Origin of the sequence: Paenarthrobacter sp. C1 (assembly GCF_049315185.1) — a bacterium.
Lineage (GTDB): Bacteria > Actinomycetota > Actinomycetes > Actinomycetales > Micrococcaceae > Arthrobacter > Arthrobacter nicotinovorans.
Genome location: NZ_CP186052.1, coordinates 2,816,633 through 2,834,636, shown reverse-complemented (window position 1 = coordinate 2,834,636; position 18,004 = coordinate 2,816,633). Strand labels below are relative to the sequence as shown.

14 protein-coding genes are annotated in these 18,004 nt (G+C 62.1%); 9 read left to right on the top strand and 5 right to left on the bottom strand.

Annotation, left to right across the window (positions count from 1 at the left end; all coding sequences use genetic code 11):
* The first annotated feature begins 32 nt into the window (after positions 1-32).
* Positions 33-851: a nuclease-related domain-containing protein gene (locus ACNAOU_RS13320; RefSeq protein WP_243835341.1), complete on the top strand. Its 819-nt coding sequence runs from the start codon at positions 33-35 to the stop codon at positions 849-851.
* Between the two features lie 313 nt (positions 852-1,164).
* On the opposite strand, the gene ACNAOU_RS13315 is transcribed toward ACNAOU_RS13320, so the two are convergent.
* Complete coding sequence (locus ACNAOU_RS13315) at positions 1,165-1,512, bottom strand: hypothetical protein (protein WP_422757067.1); 348 nt, start codon at positions 1,510-1,512, stop codon at positions 1,165-1,167.
* Positions 1,513-1,741: 229 nt separating this feature from the next.
* On the opposite strand from ACNAOU_RS13315, the gene ACNAOU_RS13310 reads away from it, so the two are divergent.
* Positions 1,742-4,849: a hypothetical protein gene (locus tag ACNAOU_RS13310; RefSeq protein WP_284975251.1), complete on the top strand. Its 3,108-nt coding sequence runs from the start codon at positions 1,742-1,744 to the stop codon at positions 4,847-4,849.
* A gap of 53 nt (positions 4,850-4,902) precedes the next feature.
* Here ACNAOU_RS13310 and ACNAOU_RS13305 read toward each other — a convergent pair whose 3' ends face one another.
* Positions 4,903-8,175 carry a hypothetical protein gene (locus ACNAOU_RS13305; RefSeq protein WP_133830810.1) on the bottom strand — a complete coding sequence of 1,091 codons (3,273 nt, stop codon included), beginning with the start codon at positions 8,173-8,175 and terminating at the stop codon, positions 4,903-4,905.
* Between the two features lie 161 nt (positions 8,176-8,336).
* Here ACNAOU_RS13305 and ACNAOU_RS13300 point away from each other — a divergent pair, with 161 nt between their 5' ends.
* The 3 genes from ACNAOU_RS13300 (at position 8,337) to ACNAOU_RS13290 (ending at position 10,315) form a co-directional block, all read left to right on the top strand.
* Entirely contained in the window at positions 8,337-8,822 is a 486-nt protein-coding gene (locus ACNAOU_RS13300; protein WP_133830809.1) for a hypothetical protein, read from the top strand.
* A gap of 354 nt (positions 8,823-9,176) precedes the next feature.
* Entirely contained in the window at positions 9,177-9,470 is a 294-nt protein-coding gene (locus ACNAOU_RS13295; protein WP_284975253.1) for a hypothetical protein, read from the top strand.
* 188 nt (positions 9,471-9,658) lie between these two features.
* Positions 9,659-10,315 (top strand): uracil-DNA glycosylase, encoded by a 657-nt coding sequence (locus ACNAOU_RS13290; protein WP_133830808.1) that lies wholly within the window; start codon positions 9,659-9,661, stop codon positions 10,313-10,315.
* A gap of 75 nt (positions 10,316-10,390) precedes the next feature.
* On the opposite strand, the gene ACNAOU_RS13285 is transcribed toward ACNAOU_RS13290, so the two are convergent.
* Positions 10,391-10,555, bottom strand: a complete 165-nt coding sequence (locus tag ACNAOU_RS13285; RefSeq protein ID WP_422757066.1) for a hypothetical protein — start codon at positions 10,553-10,555, stop codon at positions 10,391-10,393.
* A 166-nt stretch (positions 10,556-10,721) separates the two neighbouring features.
* On the opposite strand from ACNAOU_RS13285, the gene ACNAOU_RS13280 reads away from it, so the two are divergent.
* Positions 10,722-11,924, top strand: a complete 1,203-nt coding sequence (locus ACNAOU_RS13280) for a tyrosine-type recombinase/integrase (RefSeq protein WP_422757065.1) — start codon at positions 10,722-10,724, stop codon at positions 11,922-11,924.
* Positions 11,921-14,326 carry a tyrosine-type recombinase/integrase gene (locus ACNAOU_RS13275; RefSeq protein ID WP_422757064.1) on the top strand — a complete coding sequence of 802 codons (2,406 nt, stop codon included), beginning with the start codon at positions 11,921-11,923 and terminating at the stop codon, positions 14,324-14,326. Before ACNAOU_RS13280 ends, ACNAOU_RS13275 begins: the two co-directional genes overlap by 4 nt.
* A gap of 556 nt (positions 14,327-14,882) precedes the next feature.
* Here the strand turns inward: ACNAOU_RS13275 and ACNAOU_RS13270 are convergent.
* Complete coding sequence (locus ACNAOU_RS13270; RefSeq protein WP_133830806.1) at positions 14,883-15,182, bottom strand: DUF4193 domain-containing protein; 300 nt, start codon at positions 15,180-15,182, stop codon at positions 14,883-14,885.
* A gap of 258 nt (positions 15,183-15,440) precedes the next feature.
* Here ACNAOU_RS13270 and ACNAOU_RS13265 point away from each other — a divergent pair, with 258 nt between their 5' ends.
* Both ACNAOU_RS13265 and ACNAOU_RS13260 read left to right on the top strand, forming a co-directional pair.
* Positions 15,441-16,232, top strand: a complete 792-nt coding sequence (locus tag ACNAOU_RS13265) for a DUF6994 family protein (RefSeq protein WP_284975254.1) — start codon at positions 15,441-15,443, stop codon at positions 16,230-16,232.
* Positions 16,233-16,297: 65 nt separating this feature from the next.
* Complete coding sequence (locus ACNAOU_RS13260; RefSeq protein WP_284975255.1) at positions 16,298-16,999, top strand: DUF6308 family protein; 702 nt, start codon at positions 16,298-16,300, stop codon at positions 16,997-16,999.
* 90 nt (positions 17,000-17,089) lie between these two features.
* On the opposite strand, the gene ACNAOU_RS13255 is transcribed toward ACNAOU_RS13260, so the two are convergent.
* Positions 17,090-17,905, bottom strand: coding sequence for a hypothetical protein (locus ACNAOU_RS13255; RefSeq protein WP_243835338.1), 816 nt, complete (start codon positions 17,903-17,905; stop codon positions 17,090-17,092).
* Between the last annotated feature and the right edge of the window lie 99 nt (positions 17,906-18,004).

The window sequence follows — 18,004 nt, the reverse complement described above, 5'->3', positions numbered from 1 at the left end:
GAGTCCGTGTCGATGCTCCACCCTGTGTCCTCATGAAGAAGATGAGGCTCCGGTACGCCGGAGCGTGTCGGCTGTGCGGTGCATCTCTTCCGGCCGGGACGGAAGCGATCTACGAGAGCGAGACGAAGACCGTCCGATGCTTGGAGTGTGCCACCGAGACCCCGGAAACAACCCCCGACCTGGAACGACTTGGTGATGTGTCGTTGTCGGCTGTATCCGGAGTAGCTGGCTCGTCAGCCCGACGCGAGTATGAGCGTCGCAAAGCGAAAGACGAGGAAAAGCTCCGCGAGAAGTGGGGTCCATTCGGCGGCATCGCAGTCACCCTCTCTGACGAACGCCAAAGCACCAAGTCCTGGGATCGAGGCGCGATTGGCGAGGAACGCCTCGGCGCTCGGCTGGATGCCCTGGCCGCTGATGGCCTGGCCGTCCTTCACGACCGACGCATCCCCGGATCGAAGGCCAACATCGACCACATAGCCATCACTCCCAGTGGAATCTGGGTCATTGACGCCAAACGGTACAAGGGACGGCCTGAACTGAAGGTCGAGGGTGGCATCTTTCGCCCCCGCGTCGAGAAACTCCTCGTCGGCCGACGGGATTGCACGAAGCTGGTCGATGGGGTGCTCAAACAGATCGACGTCGTGCGAGACCTTATTGGGGATGTTCCGGTCACCGGGGCGCTGTGCTTTGTTGAAGCCGACTGGCCCTTGATCGGGGGCGCATTCTCGACCCATGGCATTCATGTACTCTGGCCGAAACGGCTGGCCAAAGTGCTTGTAGAAGAGCCCGCCGGCGACGTTGACGTGGCGAGGATGCGTGAGACGGTTGCCTCCCGGTTCAAGCCTGCTTGAGTCAGGTGGCCGCCTCGCCGTCGGAGCATCTTCCGCTGTCGCCTTCTACGCCATGCGTTGCGGTCTCCGAGTCGGTAGCACCAAGGTTCGCATGCTGTGTCGGTGCCGGACAGTATCTTTATAGCAATTGCTGACCACATTCGAAGCGTGCACTCAAGATCCAGGAGAACCTCCACATGACGACGATAGTCGGCGACGGACAACGCTCCGCGCTGCACCAAATGAGCCGAGGCACTGCGAATGCCCTGAGCGGTGATGTTCACAGCTGGACTCCTGATGTGCACGGAGCCATATGAACGATCGCCGCATGCGCCTAGGTGATTTCTCTCAGCTCGCCCGGCAATGCCGTGAGAGCGGGTACGGATTCGCCGAGTTCCGGCAGCTGGAGAGGGTCCACCAGCTTGGTTGGCCGGATGATGTTCTGGAGCAATGGGTATTTGACCACGCCGAGAATGTCTCGTTCCTGAATGACTACGGGGAGGTCGATCTCGCCCAGATCGATTGGCAGGTCGAAGTATTGCCCGTCGACGATTTCATGGTGATGCCGACAGGACCGTCCGACCGAGGAGCCATAGAGGATTTCGCAGAGAATCCGGACCACTGGGTCGCCGTTCGCAGGTACGGCGTACACATGGGTGTGGGGCTCTGTTGGGAAGTCCACGGCACCTGGAAGCGGTGGCCGATCGTGCTGGACCGGGACCTAGTCAACCCGGGAGATTTCAGTCTTCAGCTTGTCGAAGGGCGCACCCGTGTGGGCATCCTGCGCGGCCGTCGACTGTGTGGGAGTGTGGTGGCAGACCGGCATCTGGCATGGGTCGGCCGCCGACGAGCATGAGCGGCCAGACGACTGCCCTTGGAGTGGCGATCAATTCCCATCATGAGATGCCACGATGAAGTCCTCACCTATCCGGAAGCCCTCCACCATGACCTCGCCAGCCCAGCTCGCCACGATGATCCGCTTCTACCTCGAGACCCTTGGCGAGACCAACGCGCATCACCCGTTCGAGCAGCTGTGTCTCGGTCTGACCCGCCGTCGCATCGTCAGTAACGTCTTGCCTGCGACGGGCCCGGTCTCAGCCGGCGGCGACGGAGGACGTGACGCCGAGAGCTTCTGGAGCATGGTGGCCAAGGAGCTGCCGGACACGTCACTCTTCACCGCTCTTGCCACTGAGGATGCAGTCGTTCTCGCAGTAACTGCGCAGCGCGAGAACGTTCCGTCCAAGATCCGGTCTGATCTTGCGAAGATCTGCGGCAAGGGGGAGCCGGTCGACCGTGTCATCTATTTCACCGTCGCGCCTGTCGACACGGCGAAGAGGCATGAGCTCCAGGCACACGCGCGCGAACTGCATTCGATTGCACTGCAGATCTGGGATGCGCAGGCGATCGCGAACGAGATCGCCAGTGCGGACCTGTTCTACCTCGCCGTCGACTTCCTCCATCTGCCATCCTCCCTCGCGCCCGCGCGCGAAGAGTCCCGTGATGAGCTCCCTGACTGGTATATCGAGGAACGCAATCGCTGGCGAACACCTTCAGCCCGCTCAGGCTCGATGGGGGAGTTCGTCGACCTGCGGGAAGGCCTTCGGTTCTCCAGCCTGAATCCGGAGGCGCGTGCCGACCTGCCCGACTGGCTCGCTTCGGCGCGGGCACTGAGAGATGAGGCACATAGAAGAGACGATGTGCTCAACCGCATCGACTACGAAATCGTCCTCGCAACCGGGTTCGGGCTCAACACACTGAAGCCGGTCGACGGGATCCTCCGCGGCTACTTCGGGCGGCTAACCTCCCAAGCATCCGACTCCGGCGTGCTGGTCGACGCCATCACCCTGCTGCGCCTCGTGCAGGCGACGTTGCCGCGAGGCGGGACCACCATCACATCGGATGAAGCGGAGGCATGGACCGAGGACTTGGAGAGGGTGCTTGAAGCCAAGCTGCGTGCAGCGCCCGGGATGAATGCGAAGGCGGGCCTGCTGGCAGCCGGTGCGATCCTCGCTCTCGGTCCCCGGGGCTTCACGCCGGAGGAGCTCGACGAAGTCTCCGGACCTGGTCCGTTGATGTCGGAGATCCACCAGAAACTGAGCGCCGCCAAGCGGGAAGGACGCGGGCTTCCGGGTGTGCCGTCCGACGCGGAGCTGCGCGACCTCGAAGCAGGCATGAGGCATTTGGTCGACCTCGTGGAGACCCTGCCGGAGGCTCCGATGGTACCCCTGGATGAACTCATGTCGATCTTCGATTTCACATCGCCTGCCCTGATCGACCACCCTGACTATCTCAAGGTGCGCCAAGCGCTGGACGATGTAACGATCGAGCGCTCGGGGCGGGCTTCGGCAGGAGATCGGGCACAAAGCCGCGCCATGGCTCTGCTCCAAGGAGGCCGGGCCCTAGACGCCCTTCGTGAGATTCATTCCGCGAAGTTCAGCTGGCTCAACGGCGACGCTGCCGAGGGCGCGGCCATCATGATGCTGCTCGCGTCGGCCGTATACAGCGACCTCGGACTTCCGCTGGCCGCGAAGCAGTACGCGATGAGCGCGGTATCGGTCGCAAGAATGAGCGGCGGCCCCGATCTCGCCGTCCTCGTGGCCCGGGGCATCATCCTGACTGCGACGTACGAGCACCAGGCCGGCCAGTGGCTAACCGCCACCGAAACGTTCAAAATCGGGATCTGGGCGCAGGCGCAACTGGCGGGTGATCCGTGGAGCTTCGAGCGCTATCCGTATTTCATGGACATGCTGATCGACCAGTGCCACGTCCTGCGGGCCGCGTCTTCGCTTCGCCCCGGGCTGTTGCCTGCCATCGAACGCGTGGTCCAGTCCACCGAGCTCGATGAGCTCGTCGCTCCGATGCTGGCCTCGGTCGCGCACATTGAGCCCCCCGGAGAGGATGAGACCGCAGACGCGGCGGACCGCGGGGGCCTTGGGCGGCCCTTCTCCGATGCAGGCCCGGTGCGCGAGTACAGCTGGGCCGCGCTCGGCAATGTATGGGTCGTGACCGCCCCGAACGAGCGGGCCCACGTACTCGCGGCCGAGAGATTCGTGGCGGCTGTGCAGATCACCCTCGCTGACCTCGCCGGCGAGGACCTCCTTCTCGTGCCAGGTGAGATCCGCGTCGAGGTCGAAGTCTCGGACCGGCCCGTGGAGCCCGGATCGGTGTTCACCGCGGAGTCGGAGCGCGACCGTGGCACAGTCGGGCATCGGGTGATCCTCTCCCGTTCGGGAGCCTTGGCACCCGAAGCGGACCAGCTCGAGGTCACCTCCGCTGTGCTCCAGGCGATCGTCACCCAGTCGCTCCTCGGGCAGCCGGCATTCATCGCCGTGATGGAGCGGACCTTCGAACGCGGGCTTCCGCACATGCTGACCTGCGTGCGTCCCTACGACGACCTCGTCGACGTTCACAAAGATTCGTTCTACGACGGGATCAGCGGATTGTCAGGGGGTCTCATCGGAGCCGACAGGCCGCGGTCGCCAAAGCCCGCCACCGGACTGCGCAGGAAGCTTCCGGAACATGCATCGGCCTACGACCGTGCCGCGTCCATTGATGCGATCGCCGCACGATACGAGAAAATGCTGCCACCGGTGCGGCTGACGCTCCCGCGGCTTGCTGGGGACACGGACTTCATCAAACTTGTGACATCGCTGCGTGCCGAAGGGTGGAAGGACTGGCACCTTCTCCTCGCGGTCGTCAACATTGTGGTCAATGGACGCGCAGCGCAGCGCGGCCTGAACATGACAACCTCGATTACCAAGGCCGACGTCGAACGAGTCAGTTTGCTCACGCAGGAGGAGGAACGGGAGGAGGACCCGGAGCCGCCGCTGAAGATTTTCACCGAAGACAGGATGTGGTTTCACCTCTCGAACGCCGCGCTCACGACCGTACGTCGGTGGGGACTGGAGGTGCGCCTCAACCGTGTGGACCCACGATCGTTCCTCGGACTCCTGGGCGACCGCTTCAACTACTGGGACGACGACGTTGAACATGAGCCAATCTTCACGACGCCGCGCTGATCTTCCTGTCGCATGCGTCTCCTGTTCCGGCCAGACCCTGTTCAGCCCGTCAGCTACTGACAGCTGTGCGGGTGGCCGACTGTTGGGAGCGACGCTCGTGATGTGCCTGCAGAAATCGACGCGTGCCGCCTTGTGCTCATGCCGTTCGCCACGAACCGGACCAGCGGCTCGGCATCGTTCGTCAGCACGTCCAGAACCTCATCGGGCGTGTCAGGATTCAGTGCAACGAGCAATGCCAGGTCGACGCTGCGTGCCGCCAGATCAAGAAGTACGCCGGCAGGCGTAGCGCCGTTGAAGGCGACTGCCTGAAGAACAAGCTCGTCGCTGTCTTCGGCGAGGGAAGCGAGCAGGTTTGCCGGCGAGTGAGGATTCGCAGCCACGGCTCGTCGCACGTGTGTGCTTCGTCGTTCTCCGCCGAGGAAGGAGAGGATGTCCGCGTCTGCGTTCGGGTCAAAGGCCACCAGCAGCCGCACTTGGGCCCGGCTGTTCGCAGCCATTTCAAGGAGCATGGCGCGGTTCGTCGGTGTCGGGGCTTGTTTCTGGTTGAATTCGGCAACGGCATCATCGAACGATTCACCCCGGCGGTGGAACACCTCTCGTGCTCCAGGATTCGCTAATGCAATTTCCCGCACCTCTTGTGATTCGTCATTCAGCAGGCGCTCCAGCACGTCGAGAGGGAGATTGGCCCGGTCCGCTACGCCTTGACGCACCCTTGGCGACGCATCATGCGATAGTGCAATGATCGTCGCTGGCAGAGTCGATTCGTTTCCTGAAACCCGTGTTCGGACGTACTCGTCCGGGTCCATCGAGAGCTTCTCCAGAGCGTCGACCGGCGTGCGTGGGTTTGCCGCGACGGCCGCCTGGATGTAGCGGTCCGCAACGCGGGCGAGCCTGGTCAGCACAGCGGGCGGTGTTCGCTCGTGACTCGCTGCAACGTCGCGGACATCGGGGTCCCGATGACGGCTCTTGGACAGACGGACCAGAGCCTCCTCGATCACGCCCCCCGGTACCTCCGAAGACGCCAGATCGATAACCGCGGCGAGCACACCAGGAAGACGCCAGTCCGGCGCGTCGTGCAAAACCGAGGTCGCCGTATCAGCGATGAGCTCCGTGGGCGTGCTCGGGTTCTGAAGAACCTCAAGGCGCACCTCCCACTCCGGGTCAGAAGCAAGAGCAACCATAGCGCTCTGGGGGAGCCGTTCATGCCGTGCGACGGCGCAACGGACATCGAAGTCATCATCGGCGGCCAGCCGCATGAGCACGCCGAGCGGGAGGTCATCAAGCTCCGCAAGGAACACCCGTGAACCTGCATCCCGGCTCTTGAGCATCTTCTCGATGAGTATGCCTCGGTCCTCCGCGCCGACGGACGGGTTCGCCACCAGTCGCGCACGGATTGTCGGCGACGTGCTGGCAAGCAGCTGCTCCAGCACGTCAGGGGGAGTGGAACGATGCGAGGCCAGAACCGACAGCACCTCGTCGTTGTATCGTGCCCGATCCTGACGATCCATGTTATTGAAATCGCTGGATCCGTGCGTGCGGAACTGCAGCCGTGCAGCGCGTGATGTTCCGAGCTCAGTAAGCAAGGAAGCGAGGTGGTCGTCGACCTTGTGCACCGTCCGGCAGAGCGCGCGCCAGCGGATGGCGGGGTCAGGATCCTGCAGCAGGGCGTCACGTATTCCGTGATGATCGACAGGTCGTTGCCATGCTGCCGCTCTCCGCAGCTGCGCCGGACGGTCGGCGCTCATCAGATCCGATGCGATGTCATTCGGCAGTCCTGCCCGGAGCCATGCAGGCACCTCAAGCCGGCGTTTCGCCTGCATACCCCAGCGCCAGCTCGCGTCCGGAATCGGCAGTCTAGTTGCCCATATCGCTGACGCGCCGTTGATCATCATGATGAAGTTGCAGAGCCACGTTGCGTCCGACGTCGGGCTGACAGGGGCCCTGTCGATGCTCATGATGGTGCCCGCCGGAGCGGGCATCCCAGAAGGGCGCGCTCCTGGCTGAGACAACAGGACGACCGCTCCGTCGTTCGAGCGCGCCGTCCACTGCACGCTGGCGTCCGGATCCGACGCCAGGGCTTTGATGACTTCATGCTTCGCACGTGGATTCGCGGCGACAGCGCGGCGGACCGCGACGCTCTTGTCGCGCGCAAGAGTCAGCAGGATGTCATCAGGTGCCGCTTCGTTCATCGCGACGCCTTTGCGGACACTCCATGCGCGATCCGCGGCAAGCGCACGCACCGTTGCCTCTGGTGTGACAGTGTTGCGCCCGACGCGGCTCCGGATGCTTGGGTCCTCGCTCAGGGCCAGTTTGTCCAGCTTCTCAAAGTGCGTGTGCCGATTCTCGGCGAGGATCTGGTGTTTGTGGCGCTCGGGCACTGGCTCCTTGAGCGCGATCTGCTGGTTTCCGGTGGTGCGCACAAAGCCTTCCCGCAAGGAGGGGAGGAGCATCTCCGGGTCCCCGGAAAGCAGCCGCGTGAGGCTCCACGTCGGCATCAGACCCTGGCGCGGAAGCCAGATCCCGACCTGGCGGATGCCGAGACGGTCGTCGAGGTCGAGCATGACGTACCCGAGGAGCTGCAACAGGAAGCCGCGTAGCTCGGACACGCTGAGCCGGTTGTACACCTTGCAGTCGATCAGAGTGTCGCCGATGATCCAATCAGCGTCCGCGCCGCCCACGAGCTCCGACCCCGCGAACCCGGGGTTCGACGCAAAATCTGTTCCGTCTGCGATCTCGCCGCACCATTCCTCGAGCTGCATCCGGCCGGCCTCGACGAGAGAGCCGATGTCGGCCACCATCATCGGGCTGATCTGGTCCGCGAAAGAGGGTCCGTCGCTGGCATTGTCCAGCAGCTTCCCGGTTCTGCCGCTCAGCGCCCGTGCCCCGGACCGCAGGACACGCTCGCAATGGGCAAGAAGGACTGAGGCCCGATCAAGATCAGTGTCATTCGCCGGATGGTGCAGCAATGCCTGCGCGACGTCGAATGACTCAGCGAGAACTGACACCCGATGGTGACCGTTCTCGACCCAGGCAGTGTATTCGGCTGCCCGGGCTACGCCTGCCGCGGCGGCTGATGCCCGCGGATCGAAACCACCGAGTTCGATCCGTGCACGGAAATCGAAAGCCGTGCCTGAAAGTGTGCCATCAACCCCGGCCGCCCGCGGGATAACGACTTCAGCGTCAACGAGCGCGGTGAGTCCGAGTTCGCCGGCAGCAATCCGCGCGCCCGCGGTGTTGCCGGCCGAAGCTTCAAGGCGCGGTGAGACCCGCTCAAGGTAGGCCCGCACCGGTGAGCCGGAATCCTTCAAACAGTCAGTGAGGCTCAACTCTGGTCACGCTCTAAGAAACTTGGCCGTTGGTTCATGCCCTTAGCGTACGTGGGCCCTACGACACGAGAAGATCAGGCTGCCGAAGTCTTGCGTCGTCCGAGCACCGACTTCGCCGATTCACCGCGATGCTGATCTACCCATGAATCTATGATGATCCCGTGACGATTCCTGACTTGAGCGCACTTACTCTTTCTGAGCTGCTCCAACTGCAATCGCGCATCGGACAGGAGATTATTCGCCGCGGTGTCTCCCGCACATCCGGCAGTATTCAAGGTGAGGTCGGCGAAGCTCTGGCGCTGGCGGTCTACGGTGGCGTCCTTGCGCCCCCTGGGACGAAGGGATACGACCTAACTGACGCGCTGGATCGCAAGATCCAGGTGAAGACGCGTACGTTGCCGAGGGGAGTGGACCGCATGTTCCAGTTCGACTCGCTCGACATCGATCTGGCTCTGTGCATTAGATTCGACCGGGAAACGAACGCGTTGGATTGGGCGCTGGAGTTTACGGGCGAAGAGCTCCGGAATCTCGTCAGCCCTCACGCCCGTGGTCCGAGACTTCCGATGGTTCGGGCGCGCCGCAGTGGGATCGACGTGACGGCGAAGTTTCGGTCGGCTTACGAGGCACTGGCTGGCATGAAGGGTTGAGGTGTGCCGTTGATCTTCCATGATTGCTCCGCACCAGGCCGATGCTGCTCTCTCATCACCGACTCCACCAACGGTAAGCAATACATCGGGAAGGCGGACGGGGCTGAGCGTGTCCTCGGTCGGTGGACGAGCTACGCTGGCGATGGTCACGGCGGAAACGTCGCTCTCCGCGAACTTGCCTACGACAATGCAGCCGGAGAGACTACAAAGACAGACCACGCCCGGCACTTTGTCTTCAACCTTTGAGCGTTTTCGGACCCAGCACACCTTCCACGAAAGTGGATTCAGCGGAGTCGCACTACAAGGACGCGCTGATGACACGACAATTCGGCCCCGACAGAAACTGATCAATAGATGACACCACGTCCACGCCGTGCCTGGCGGGCGGCAGCAAAAGCCAAGCAGGAGTCCAAGGAATTGGGGGAGCTGCACGCGGTTGAACCAGCGTCGCGCCGTAGCGATGGTTCACCCAGGGTAGGCCCGGGCCAGGTTTACGCGGTGAGCTCGGGAAAGGTCTATCACCCGGCCTGGTGTAACTCAGTGGGCAATGTCTGGGACGAAAACCCGAAACGGCTTCTGGTCGTCGAGGAGACCGGTGTTGGCGGCCGGAAGGCCTGCAAAGCCTGCGACGAACCCTTGCAGGCCTGACTTTCTACATTTGGCGGCTAGCCGGAACACTAAGATCTTGTCGCTTCGTAGGCGGCTTCCTGGATGCCCCTAAGTATCTCACTGGTGCAGCGTCCGTTCCGGGTGGCTTGTCCTAGCGGTCCCGTGAGGGCGGAAACACGACAATGCCACGGACCGGGATGGGGCTGGACGGCGGCTAGTATCCAAGGATGGTCAAACAGATGAGGGACGCGGCCTTCAAAGCTGAGCAGTTCGCCGGTGTGCACCTTCCACACGTCACTGCAGTGAACCAGCTGGTCGAGTCCCTCCGGGAGCCTGAGCCTTCGACCGGCCGGGGGTGGGTGCCGTACGTCGCGCCTCTTCATGGGGGCTCGGAGGCCCGGATCCTGAGCATTTTGCGTGATCCCGGGCCGATGACCCACGAGACCATGGGCTCCGGAATGCTGTGCGTGGAGAACGACGACGATTCCGCAGCCCTCCAATGCCAACTGCTCGCCTCGGTGGACCTGACGCCTGCTGACCTGACCCCTTGGAACGCCTACCCGTGGTACCGCCACGATCAGTCCAGCGGTCTGAGGAGCCCGCAGATCACGGAAGGGCTGAACCCTTTGGCCCGGTTGATCGACTTGATGCCAAAGCTCGAAGTTGTACTCCTCCAAGGCGGCGAAGCGCAGACCCTGTGGAAGCGGTTCGCCCGCAAACACCCCCGTGTCGCTGCCCGATATGCAGCAGTGGAAACCTACCACCCCGGCAGGACGGCACTCAGAGACCCTGATCCGACAGTTCGGGAAGCCCGTGCCAACCGCCGTTTCGAAGCTTTTCGCGAGGTTCGTCAGATTCTGGACCGCGGGCAGGATGCCCGCTAGGTCGGGTACATGTGCAGCCATTTATCCATGCCCTCCACGAAGCCATCTGACTTCGGATACGGCAGAGCCAAGCCGCTAGTTGCGCTTTTCGGCCGGCCGGTACCTGTCACCAAAGGCGACCAAGGAGCTCTGGAGCAGCGTCATGCTGCCCAGTATGTCCACTGGCCGGGAACGGGTTTCTGCCGGCAGCGGGCTGACCATCCAGGCGGCGAACACGTTATGAGGAATCTTCAGGATCATCGCCTGATCAAAGAGACGCAGCACAGGTTCGTGGAAAAGCCCATCTTTGAGCTGGAAGCCCGGGCAGAAGGTTCCCTCGCCGATGATCTGTTTACCGGACTAAGTCGATGGTTAACGGCGCGTGTCGCCGGCCTGGGACGAGCCCTGTCAGCGTCATGCTTTGGTCATGGATGTCTCGGATCGCAGTGGGGATCGGCATCGAGCGGAGGGACTGACCGTCGCGAACGTCGGGCGGGTGATTCCTCGCTCCGGTGTTCCTGGGTTCGTGGTCCTCGACGCGTTGGGCGAGGAGTTCGCTCCTGCCACGGAGTATCTGCTTGAGCTGGCAGCGTCGGACCGTTCGACTCAAACGGTACGAACCTATGCCTTGTCGTTGCTTCGGTTCCTTCGATTTTTATGGGCCGCCGGGGTCAGCTGGGAGCAGGCAACGTCCCTTGAAGCGCGTGATTTCGTGTTGTGGGCGCGCCAGGCCGAGAAGTTCGTCGGGAATCGTAGCGTCCCGCAACGGCGGGGGAGCCGGAACCTTGTCACGGGAAAGAGGCATCTCGGAATGCGGTACTCACCTTCGACGATCAACCACACGACGACGGTGTGTAAGGAGTTTTACGCTTTCCAGCTTCGGATGGGTGAAGGGCCCATCGTGAATCCTTTCGAGCTGCGCCGCGGGCGAGCCCATGCGCATCATGATCCTCAGCGGGAGTTTGCCCCGGTGCGGCGCCAGCCCTTGCGTCAGCGCGAGGCGCACCGGGTGCCGCGATCAATTCCGGATGGAAAGTTCAATGATCTGTTCCGGCGTTTGCGGTCTAACAGGGACCGGGCGTTGGTGGCTTTTTATGTCAGCAGCGGTGCGCGGGCGAGCGAGCTGCTCGGGCTCACGGGTGACCGGGTCAACGTGGGTGACCAGCTGATCGGCGTTTCCCGCAAAGGTGGCCAGATGCAATGGTTGCCCGCTGCGCCTGATGCTTTCGTATGGCTTCGGCTCTATCAGCTCGAAGGAGGCGTCGCCGGCCCGGATGAACCGGTTTGGCTCACGCTGCGGGGCGAGCCCCGTCCTCTGACCTACGAAGCCATGCGCGCCGTACTGAGACGCTGCAACGACCTGCTCGGTTCGAACTGGACGCTGCACGATCTGCGGCACACGTTCGCGATCCGAGCGCTCGAGGGCGGGATGGGCCTTCACGAAGTCCAGGAGTTACTGGGTCACCAGTCGCTGACTACGACCACGGTCTATGCGGTTCCGCATATGGAGGAAGTCATCGAGCATTACCGGGCCCATCTGAGCAGCAGGACTTCCCCTGCCGCTGACAGTTCACCGGCCGGTCAGCCCTATAACCCCGATGAGTTGCGCGTGCTTTGGGGGAACCAGTGACAACTCCGCCCATCAATAAGATCCAGACCGCACGACGAAGCTGGAATGACCACACGCCGCCACCACAGGAACAACAACCGCCTGCACTGCCGCCCATCCCGCCTGGCCCGCTGACCAGCGCCAGCATTGAGGACATCATCAACCGTCTTGAGGACTGCAGCCCGTACTGGCCACAGGTGCATGAGCACAGGGCGCGCATTCGGCGCTTACTCGGTCATTTGAGGCAGTTGCCGGGTGAAACCTGGCAGGACCGCTGGGCGCTGTTCGAGGGCCAGGTCGGGCATGACGCTCTGACGTGGCGGCTCAGAATAGCCGGCGGTTCAAGCAAGAACACGAAGAATCGCAACGAGGTCGAAGGACTCAATGCGGTGATGGGACCGCTGCTGGCTCTGGACGTCATGCGCCCGTCCCACCGGTGGATCGCGGGTCAGCGCTTTGCCTTCTGGAAAGCACTCAGCCGGTTCCGGGATCCCGCCCACACCGCTGAACTCGAAAAGGCCCTCGTCCATGCGAAGGCTTCACCGGCCCAGGCCACTAGCGGGATCCTCACCTTAGGTCGCATTCAGGCCCATACAGGCAAATCGATCCGCCAGCTCACAGCCGAAGACATCCTCGACCTGACTACCCAGCTTCCCGGGAAGCTGATCGACGTCAGCCGCAGCGGGCTGACCGCCGTATGGCCCGTGCTGCACGGGCTGGGATGGATCAGACACGATTCCGGGACCATGCCCACACGGCTCCGCGTCGGACCGAAAACGGTGGATGAGATGGTCGACTACTACGACATCACCGGCCCCTGCCGGGAACCACTCATCCGCTATCTTCAGGTCCGGTCGGCTGGCCTCGACTACGCCTCGCTCTGTGCTTTGGGCAGGTATCTGGCCGGCCTCTTCTTCGCCGACATCGTCAAGCACTACCCAGGCCAACGCAGCTTCGCACTGACTCCGAAGCAGGCTGCTGGCTGGAAAGCCAGGGTCAAAGTCAAGGCCGACGGCTCGCCGCGCCGGGAAGTTTACAGCGTCTTCTTCTCCGTCCGCGCGTTCTATCTCGACATCAGCCAATGGGCACTCGAAGATGCCTTCTGGGCGCAATGGGTCGCCCCAAGCCCCATAACCTTCGCCGAAACCCGCGGTTACGTGAAGCACCGGCGCGCGACCATCGCAACGATGCAGCAGCGCACCCGTGAACTGGCTCCCGTGTTGCCCCGTCTGGTGGAGGCTGCCGAACAGGCCCTCCGCGCAGCAGAAGCAACCCTGGCGGATGCCAAGATGGCCGGCGCCGGCCAAACTATCGACATGGACGGCGAGGCTTGGGAAGTCTTCCAGAGCAGTGAACATGCGCATGTCCGGATTCGGCACAATGGAAAGGACCGGGACCTGTCCTTTGAAGAGGACAACGCCTTCTGGACTTGGGCGCTTGTTGAGACACTTCGACACACCGGTGCACGGATCGAAGAAGTCCTCGAGTTGGTGCACATGAGCATCCAGCCCTATAAGGTTCCAGGGGCCGGGGAGACCATACCGCTGCTGCACTTCGCTCCGAGCAAGACCGATACCGAGCGTCTGATGGTGGCAGGCCCCGAGCTCGTGCACGTGCTCTACCGAGTGCTTTCGCGTGTCACCAAGGACACGGGTGGTGCACCGCTGACACAGCGATGGGACTCAGCTGAGAAAGTGCTGAGCTCACCTCTTCCGCACCTGTTCGTCCGCCGCCGTGGCGCCGGACCGCCGAAGGTGATGACGACGGCCACCGTCTCCACGCTGCTCAATGACTTGGCGGGACGCGCACAGATCAAGGTCAGCGGTGTCGAGGTGAGGTTCACCCCGCACGATTTCCGTCGCATCTTCGCGACCGAGGCACTTGCCAGCGGCCTGCCTCCACACATCGTGCAGGTGCTGATGGGGCACGCCAGTCTGGCGACGACTCAGGGATACGCAGCGATTTATCCCAGGGACGTCATCCGGCACCACCGCACCTTCATCGAAAGGCGACGGGTCATTCGGCCCACCGAAGAATACCGCGAACCAACCGCCGCCGAATGGGACGAATTTGAAGCCCACTTCGTGCAGCGCAAACTCAGCCTAGGCAGCTGCGGACGCGCCTACGGCACCGGCTGCCAACACGAACACGCCTGCCTCCGCTGCGCCCTCCTCCGACCCGACCCAACCCAAATTAGCCGTCTCCAAGACATCATCGACAACCTCGAAGAACGCATCACCGAAGCCGAACAACACGGCTGGCTCGGCGATGCCGAAGGACTGCGCGTTACCCTCAAAAGTGCCGATCTAAAACTCGCCCAAATGTATAAGCTGCAGAACCACCACGGGACGGAAGTAGTCGAACTCGGAACCCCGCGAATCAGGACTATCAAGAAACAAACGACGGATGACAACATCCACTGAACCGGTCACCTCGGGTCGTTGTTGCTGTCTTCCTCTTCTGCTTCGTACCTGTACTCCTCCGGAAGCTTCCTCATCTGCCTTATTGAGAGGAAAGCGCACTACCACCGATGAGTACCAGGGCTGCGGCAATGAAGAGATGGTCCCGCGTCGGCTCGCGTAGTAGAAAGATGGGCCCCACGATCAATGCGATGACACCAATAGTGATTTGGACCCACCAAAAAATCCTGGAGCGCCTCTCCTGCGGATGAATCCAAGGCTTCATTGCGATTCGCTTTCGCCAACACATCGTTGTGGTCGTGCTGACAGCGTAACAGCGGCAAACTTTCGAGCACCACGGCCACGAGCGTGAAAAGGAGCCGGCGCGAAAGTCCACAAAGACCTAAGCCTGGGCGTCCCCAGCCCCACTAGTCCGGATAAGAATACCCGAACTGCCCGGCGCATGGCCTCCGGGTCGCCGAGGGATTGGAAATGCGTCTCCAGGTCTGCCGCTGTCGGCAGGGTGAATTCTTCGCGGATGCTGTTCCAGATATGCTCCGGAACAGCCGGCCAAAACCGCTCAGCCTTCGCATTCGACGCAGTAGGCATGGCCGTCCTTCTCGCGGGCCTTCTGCGAACGGTGGCGGACCAGGAAGCAGGACCAGCAGGTGAACTCATCGTCAGCCTGCGGGATGACCTGGACGACCAGCTCTTCGGCAATGAACTCCCCGCCAGGGGTCAGGCCGTCCAGGGCGTCAGCCTCGTCGAGCTCCTGAACCACGGATTTCGCATCCGGGGCTTTGGCGGACTTCAGGGCCTCCAGGGAGTTTTCCTGGGATTCCTTGACGTCGGTGCGCAGTTCATCGTAATCGGTTGCCACGGAGGTGCATCTCTTCTCTGTTGATGGGGATTACCGATCCTGCAACGTACAGGACACGGGAAGAATTCCATAAAAAAGCGGCTGCATGGGCACACAATCAGAACCCCAGGGAACATGAGCATTGCCGAGAGTCAGTCGCACACGTGGGGTTTCAATATCAGGAAGTGACACCTAGTCTGGGACAGAGCCGATGGCCGCGACATTTGCGGACCCAACCACCGGTTCGTTCGTCTTATAACTCTGGTCTTTGGGGGAACCTTGAGTGATCCGGAATACCCGCAGCAGCAACAGCCGCGCGTCTTCGATACTTCGTTCAACTACATGACCGACACCCCTCCAGGGACTGACCCGGACAGTGGCAGTCCGAATCTCCGGGCGGACCACGAGCTGCTGTGGACCAAGACGCTGAACTCCGGCGTCCTGTTCGAACCGACCGCGCCGCCGAAGCGTACGGACGGCTACCTCATCTTCACCGACCCCTCCAGAGCGATGCATTGGTACGGCAGTGACGCCATCACCCACTCCTACACCGGCCGGGCACGTACGGCGTCTCTGGCGAACGCCATCGCCTCGCTGAATGAGGAGCAGCGGGCCCGCTACCTGAAGCCGCCGTACACCATCGGCAGTGCGATGATCTGGCCCGTCAGGAAGAAGGACCGACCCACGATGAACCAGGCGAGGGGGCTCAGGTCGCTCATCGCCGACCGGATGGATCTGACCCTGGAGTGCATCCGGCGTCATTACGCAGGAGAACCGGAGAGCCCACTGGCCAATGTCATCAACGCGTACGCGGACTTCTTTGCGTTCTTCGACGGATTCAAGGAGTTCGTGGACTTCTTCCACTTTCAAGACCTCGTGACGCCCGACTACGAAGAGGTTCGGTTCTACCTTCCCTTCGACAACTTCAAGCGTTCCGGGATGCCGGCCACAAAAGACGAGTACGTAACGTACCGGGAGGCCACGCTGGAGTTCATCGCGGCACGGAACCGTCGGATGGCCGCTTGGGTCATGGAGAACCACCCCGGGATTGAGGTTCGCCATACAGACTGACTACCCAGCGACGTCGCAGGGTCAGTCAGGGTCATAGTCCGCGGATTGAAGCCATAGGGGGATTCATGGAACTACCAGCCATCCTGAAAGAAGAGAACGTCGAAGCCGCAGCCGAACTGCTCCGGCGCTACTACCTTGAACCGTCCAGAAAGACGGGGCTGCTCAGTACCGGCAGTTACTTTGATGAATGGGCGAACCGCGGCGACAACCCGCAGGTGAGGGACAGGATCACCGACAGCGACGCTGTCGCCGTGTCCATGCTCAGCGTCAAAGTGCCGGCCCAGGCCATCATCGGACTGCAGGAGGAGCTGTTGGCGGGGAAAATACAGGATCTCCTGGCTGATATACCCACCGACGTGAAGATGAGCGACCTCACGGTCGCGGAAGCGGAAGCCACTCTCGGGGAGGGCAGCCCCTCATGGCTGCTCTGGCAGGAGCTGAGACGCACACCCAAAACGCGCTGGGATGTCGGGGCCACCACAGCCAGCAAGATCATGGCGAGGAAGCGACCGCATCTCATCCCCATCTGGGACAAAGTAATTGGGGCAGTCGTGGGCAAAGACACCTCTGAAGGCCAATGGCTGAATTGGCACAATCTCTTCATGAAAGACCCCGACCTTGCTGGACGATTGGGGCGCATTCACAAGCTTTCTACGGTCCACACACCCATTTCCGAACTGCGCATCATGGACGCCATCCTGTGGCGCTACGGCAAGGACCATGGCATCAAGGGCGGGCGAGCCGGCAAACTCGGAATCGCCGGCTGAAGCACAGCGAAGCCACGACAAACTTGGTCGAATCTCGAAACCGCCCGCGCCAGCTTCGCAGCCGGCCGATGTCGTCCGATGAAGGAATAGCTACGAGTTCGGAGCTTCGTATGAGTACGGAAACGAGCCCCCGACGCGACCGGACAATGCAGTCAGCTCTGCCTCGGTTTCCCTGAACCGGATCACTTGAGGGCCCAATGTGTTGACCCCCTCCGGTCCCTTCACCACGAGGGTTCGCGCTATGGTCCTGCCCAGTTGATCCAGTTCCTGGTTGAGTCGCCGCAATTCTGCCTGCTCGAATTTGGAGCGCTTCATCACTTCAGGGTGCCTGTCGCATTGCGTGCAGCGTCCCCTCGGGCCCACATCAGCCATCATGGTCACATAGATGCCTCTTTGGCCGGATCGCCACTGACCATCCATGATCGAGCACCACTGAGTGTGGAACAGTTTCCCGGTTCGTGTGACGTACACCTGTCCGTAACCTGCCACAGGTGACCCGTCGTCACGGTGGCTTTGCGGCTCAACGCGAACGAGCGGCCGTTCCTTTGCCCGGTGCTCAGCTTTCGCTTCTTCTTTGAGTCGCAGCCTCTCTGCCCGCTTCTCCGCACGCTCCAATTTGGAGCGCTTCTTCTCTGCAGGGTCCTGGTCGCATTGCGGGCAACGTCCCCGCAGGCCCACATCCGCAAGCATGGTCAAGTAGATGCCTCCATTGGTGGCGCGCCAGTGGCCGTCCATGATCCCACACCATTGAGTGTGGAACAGCTTGCCCGACCGGGTCACATACGCCTGACCTTCACCTGCGATGGGCGACCCGTCGTCACGGTGGCTTTGCGGCTCAACGCGGACGAGCGGCCGTTTCGTTTTCGCCCCGTGGTCGGCTTTCACTTCTTCGTGTGTGGTGCTCACAACCCGTTCCTTCTCCCAAGACCTCTGCCATATCCTTCCATGATGGGGAGGTCCACCTCCACCATGCCATCGAAGGGTTGACGGGCAAGCCCGCCGAGT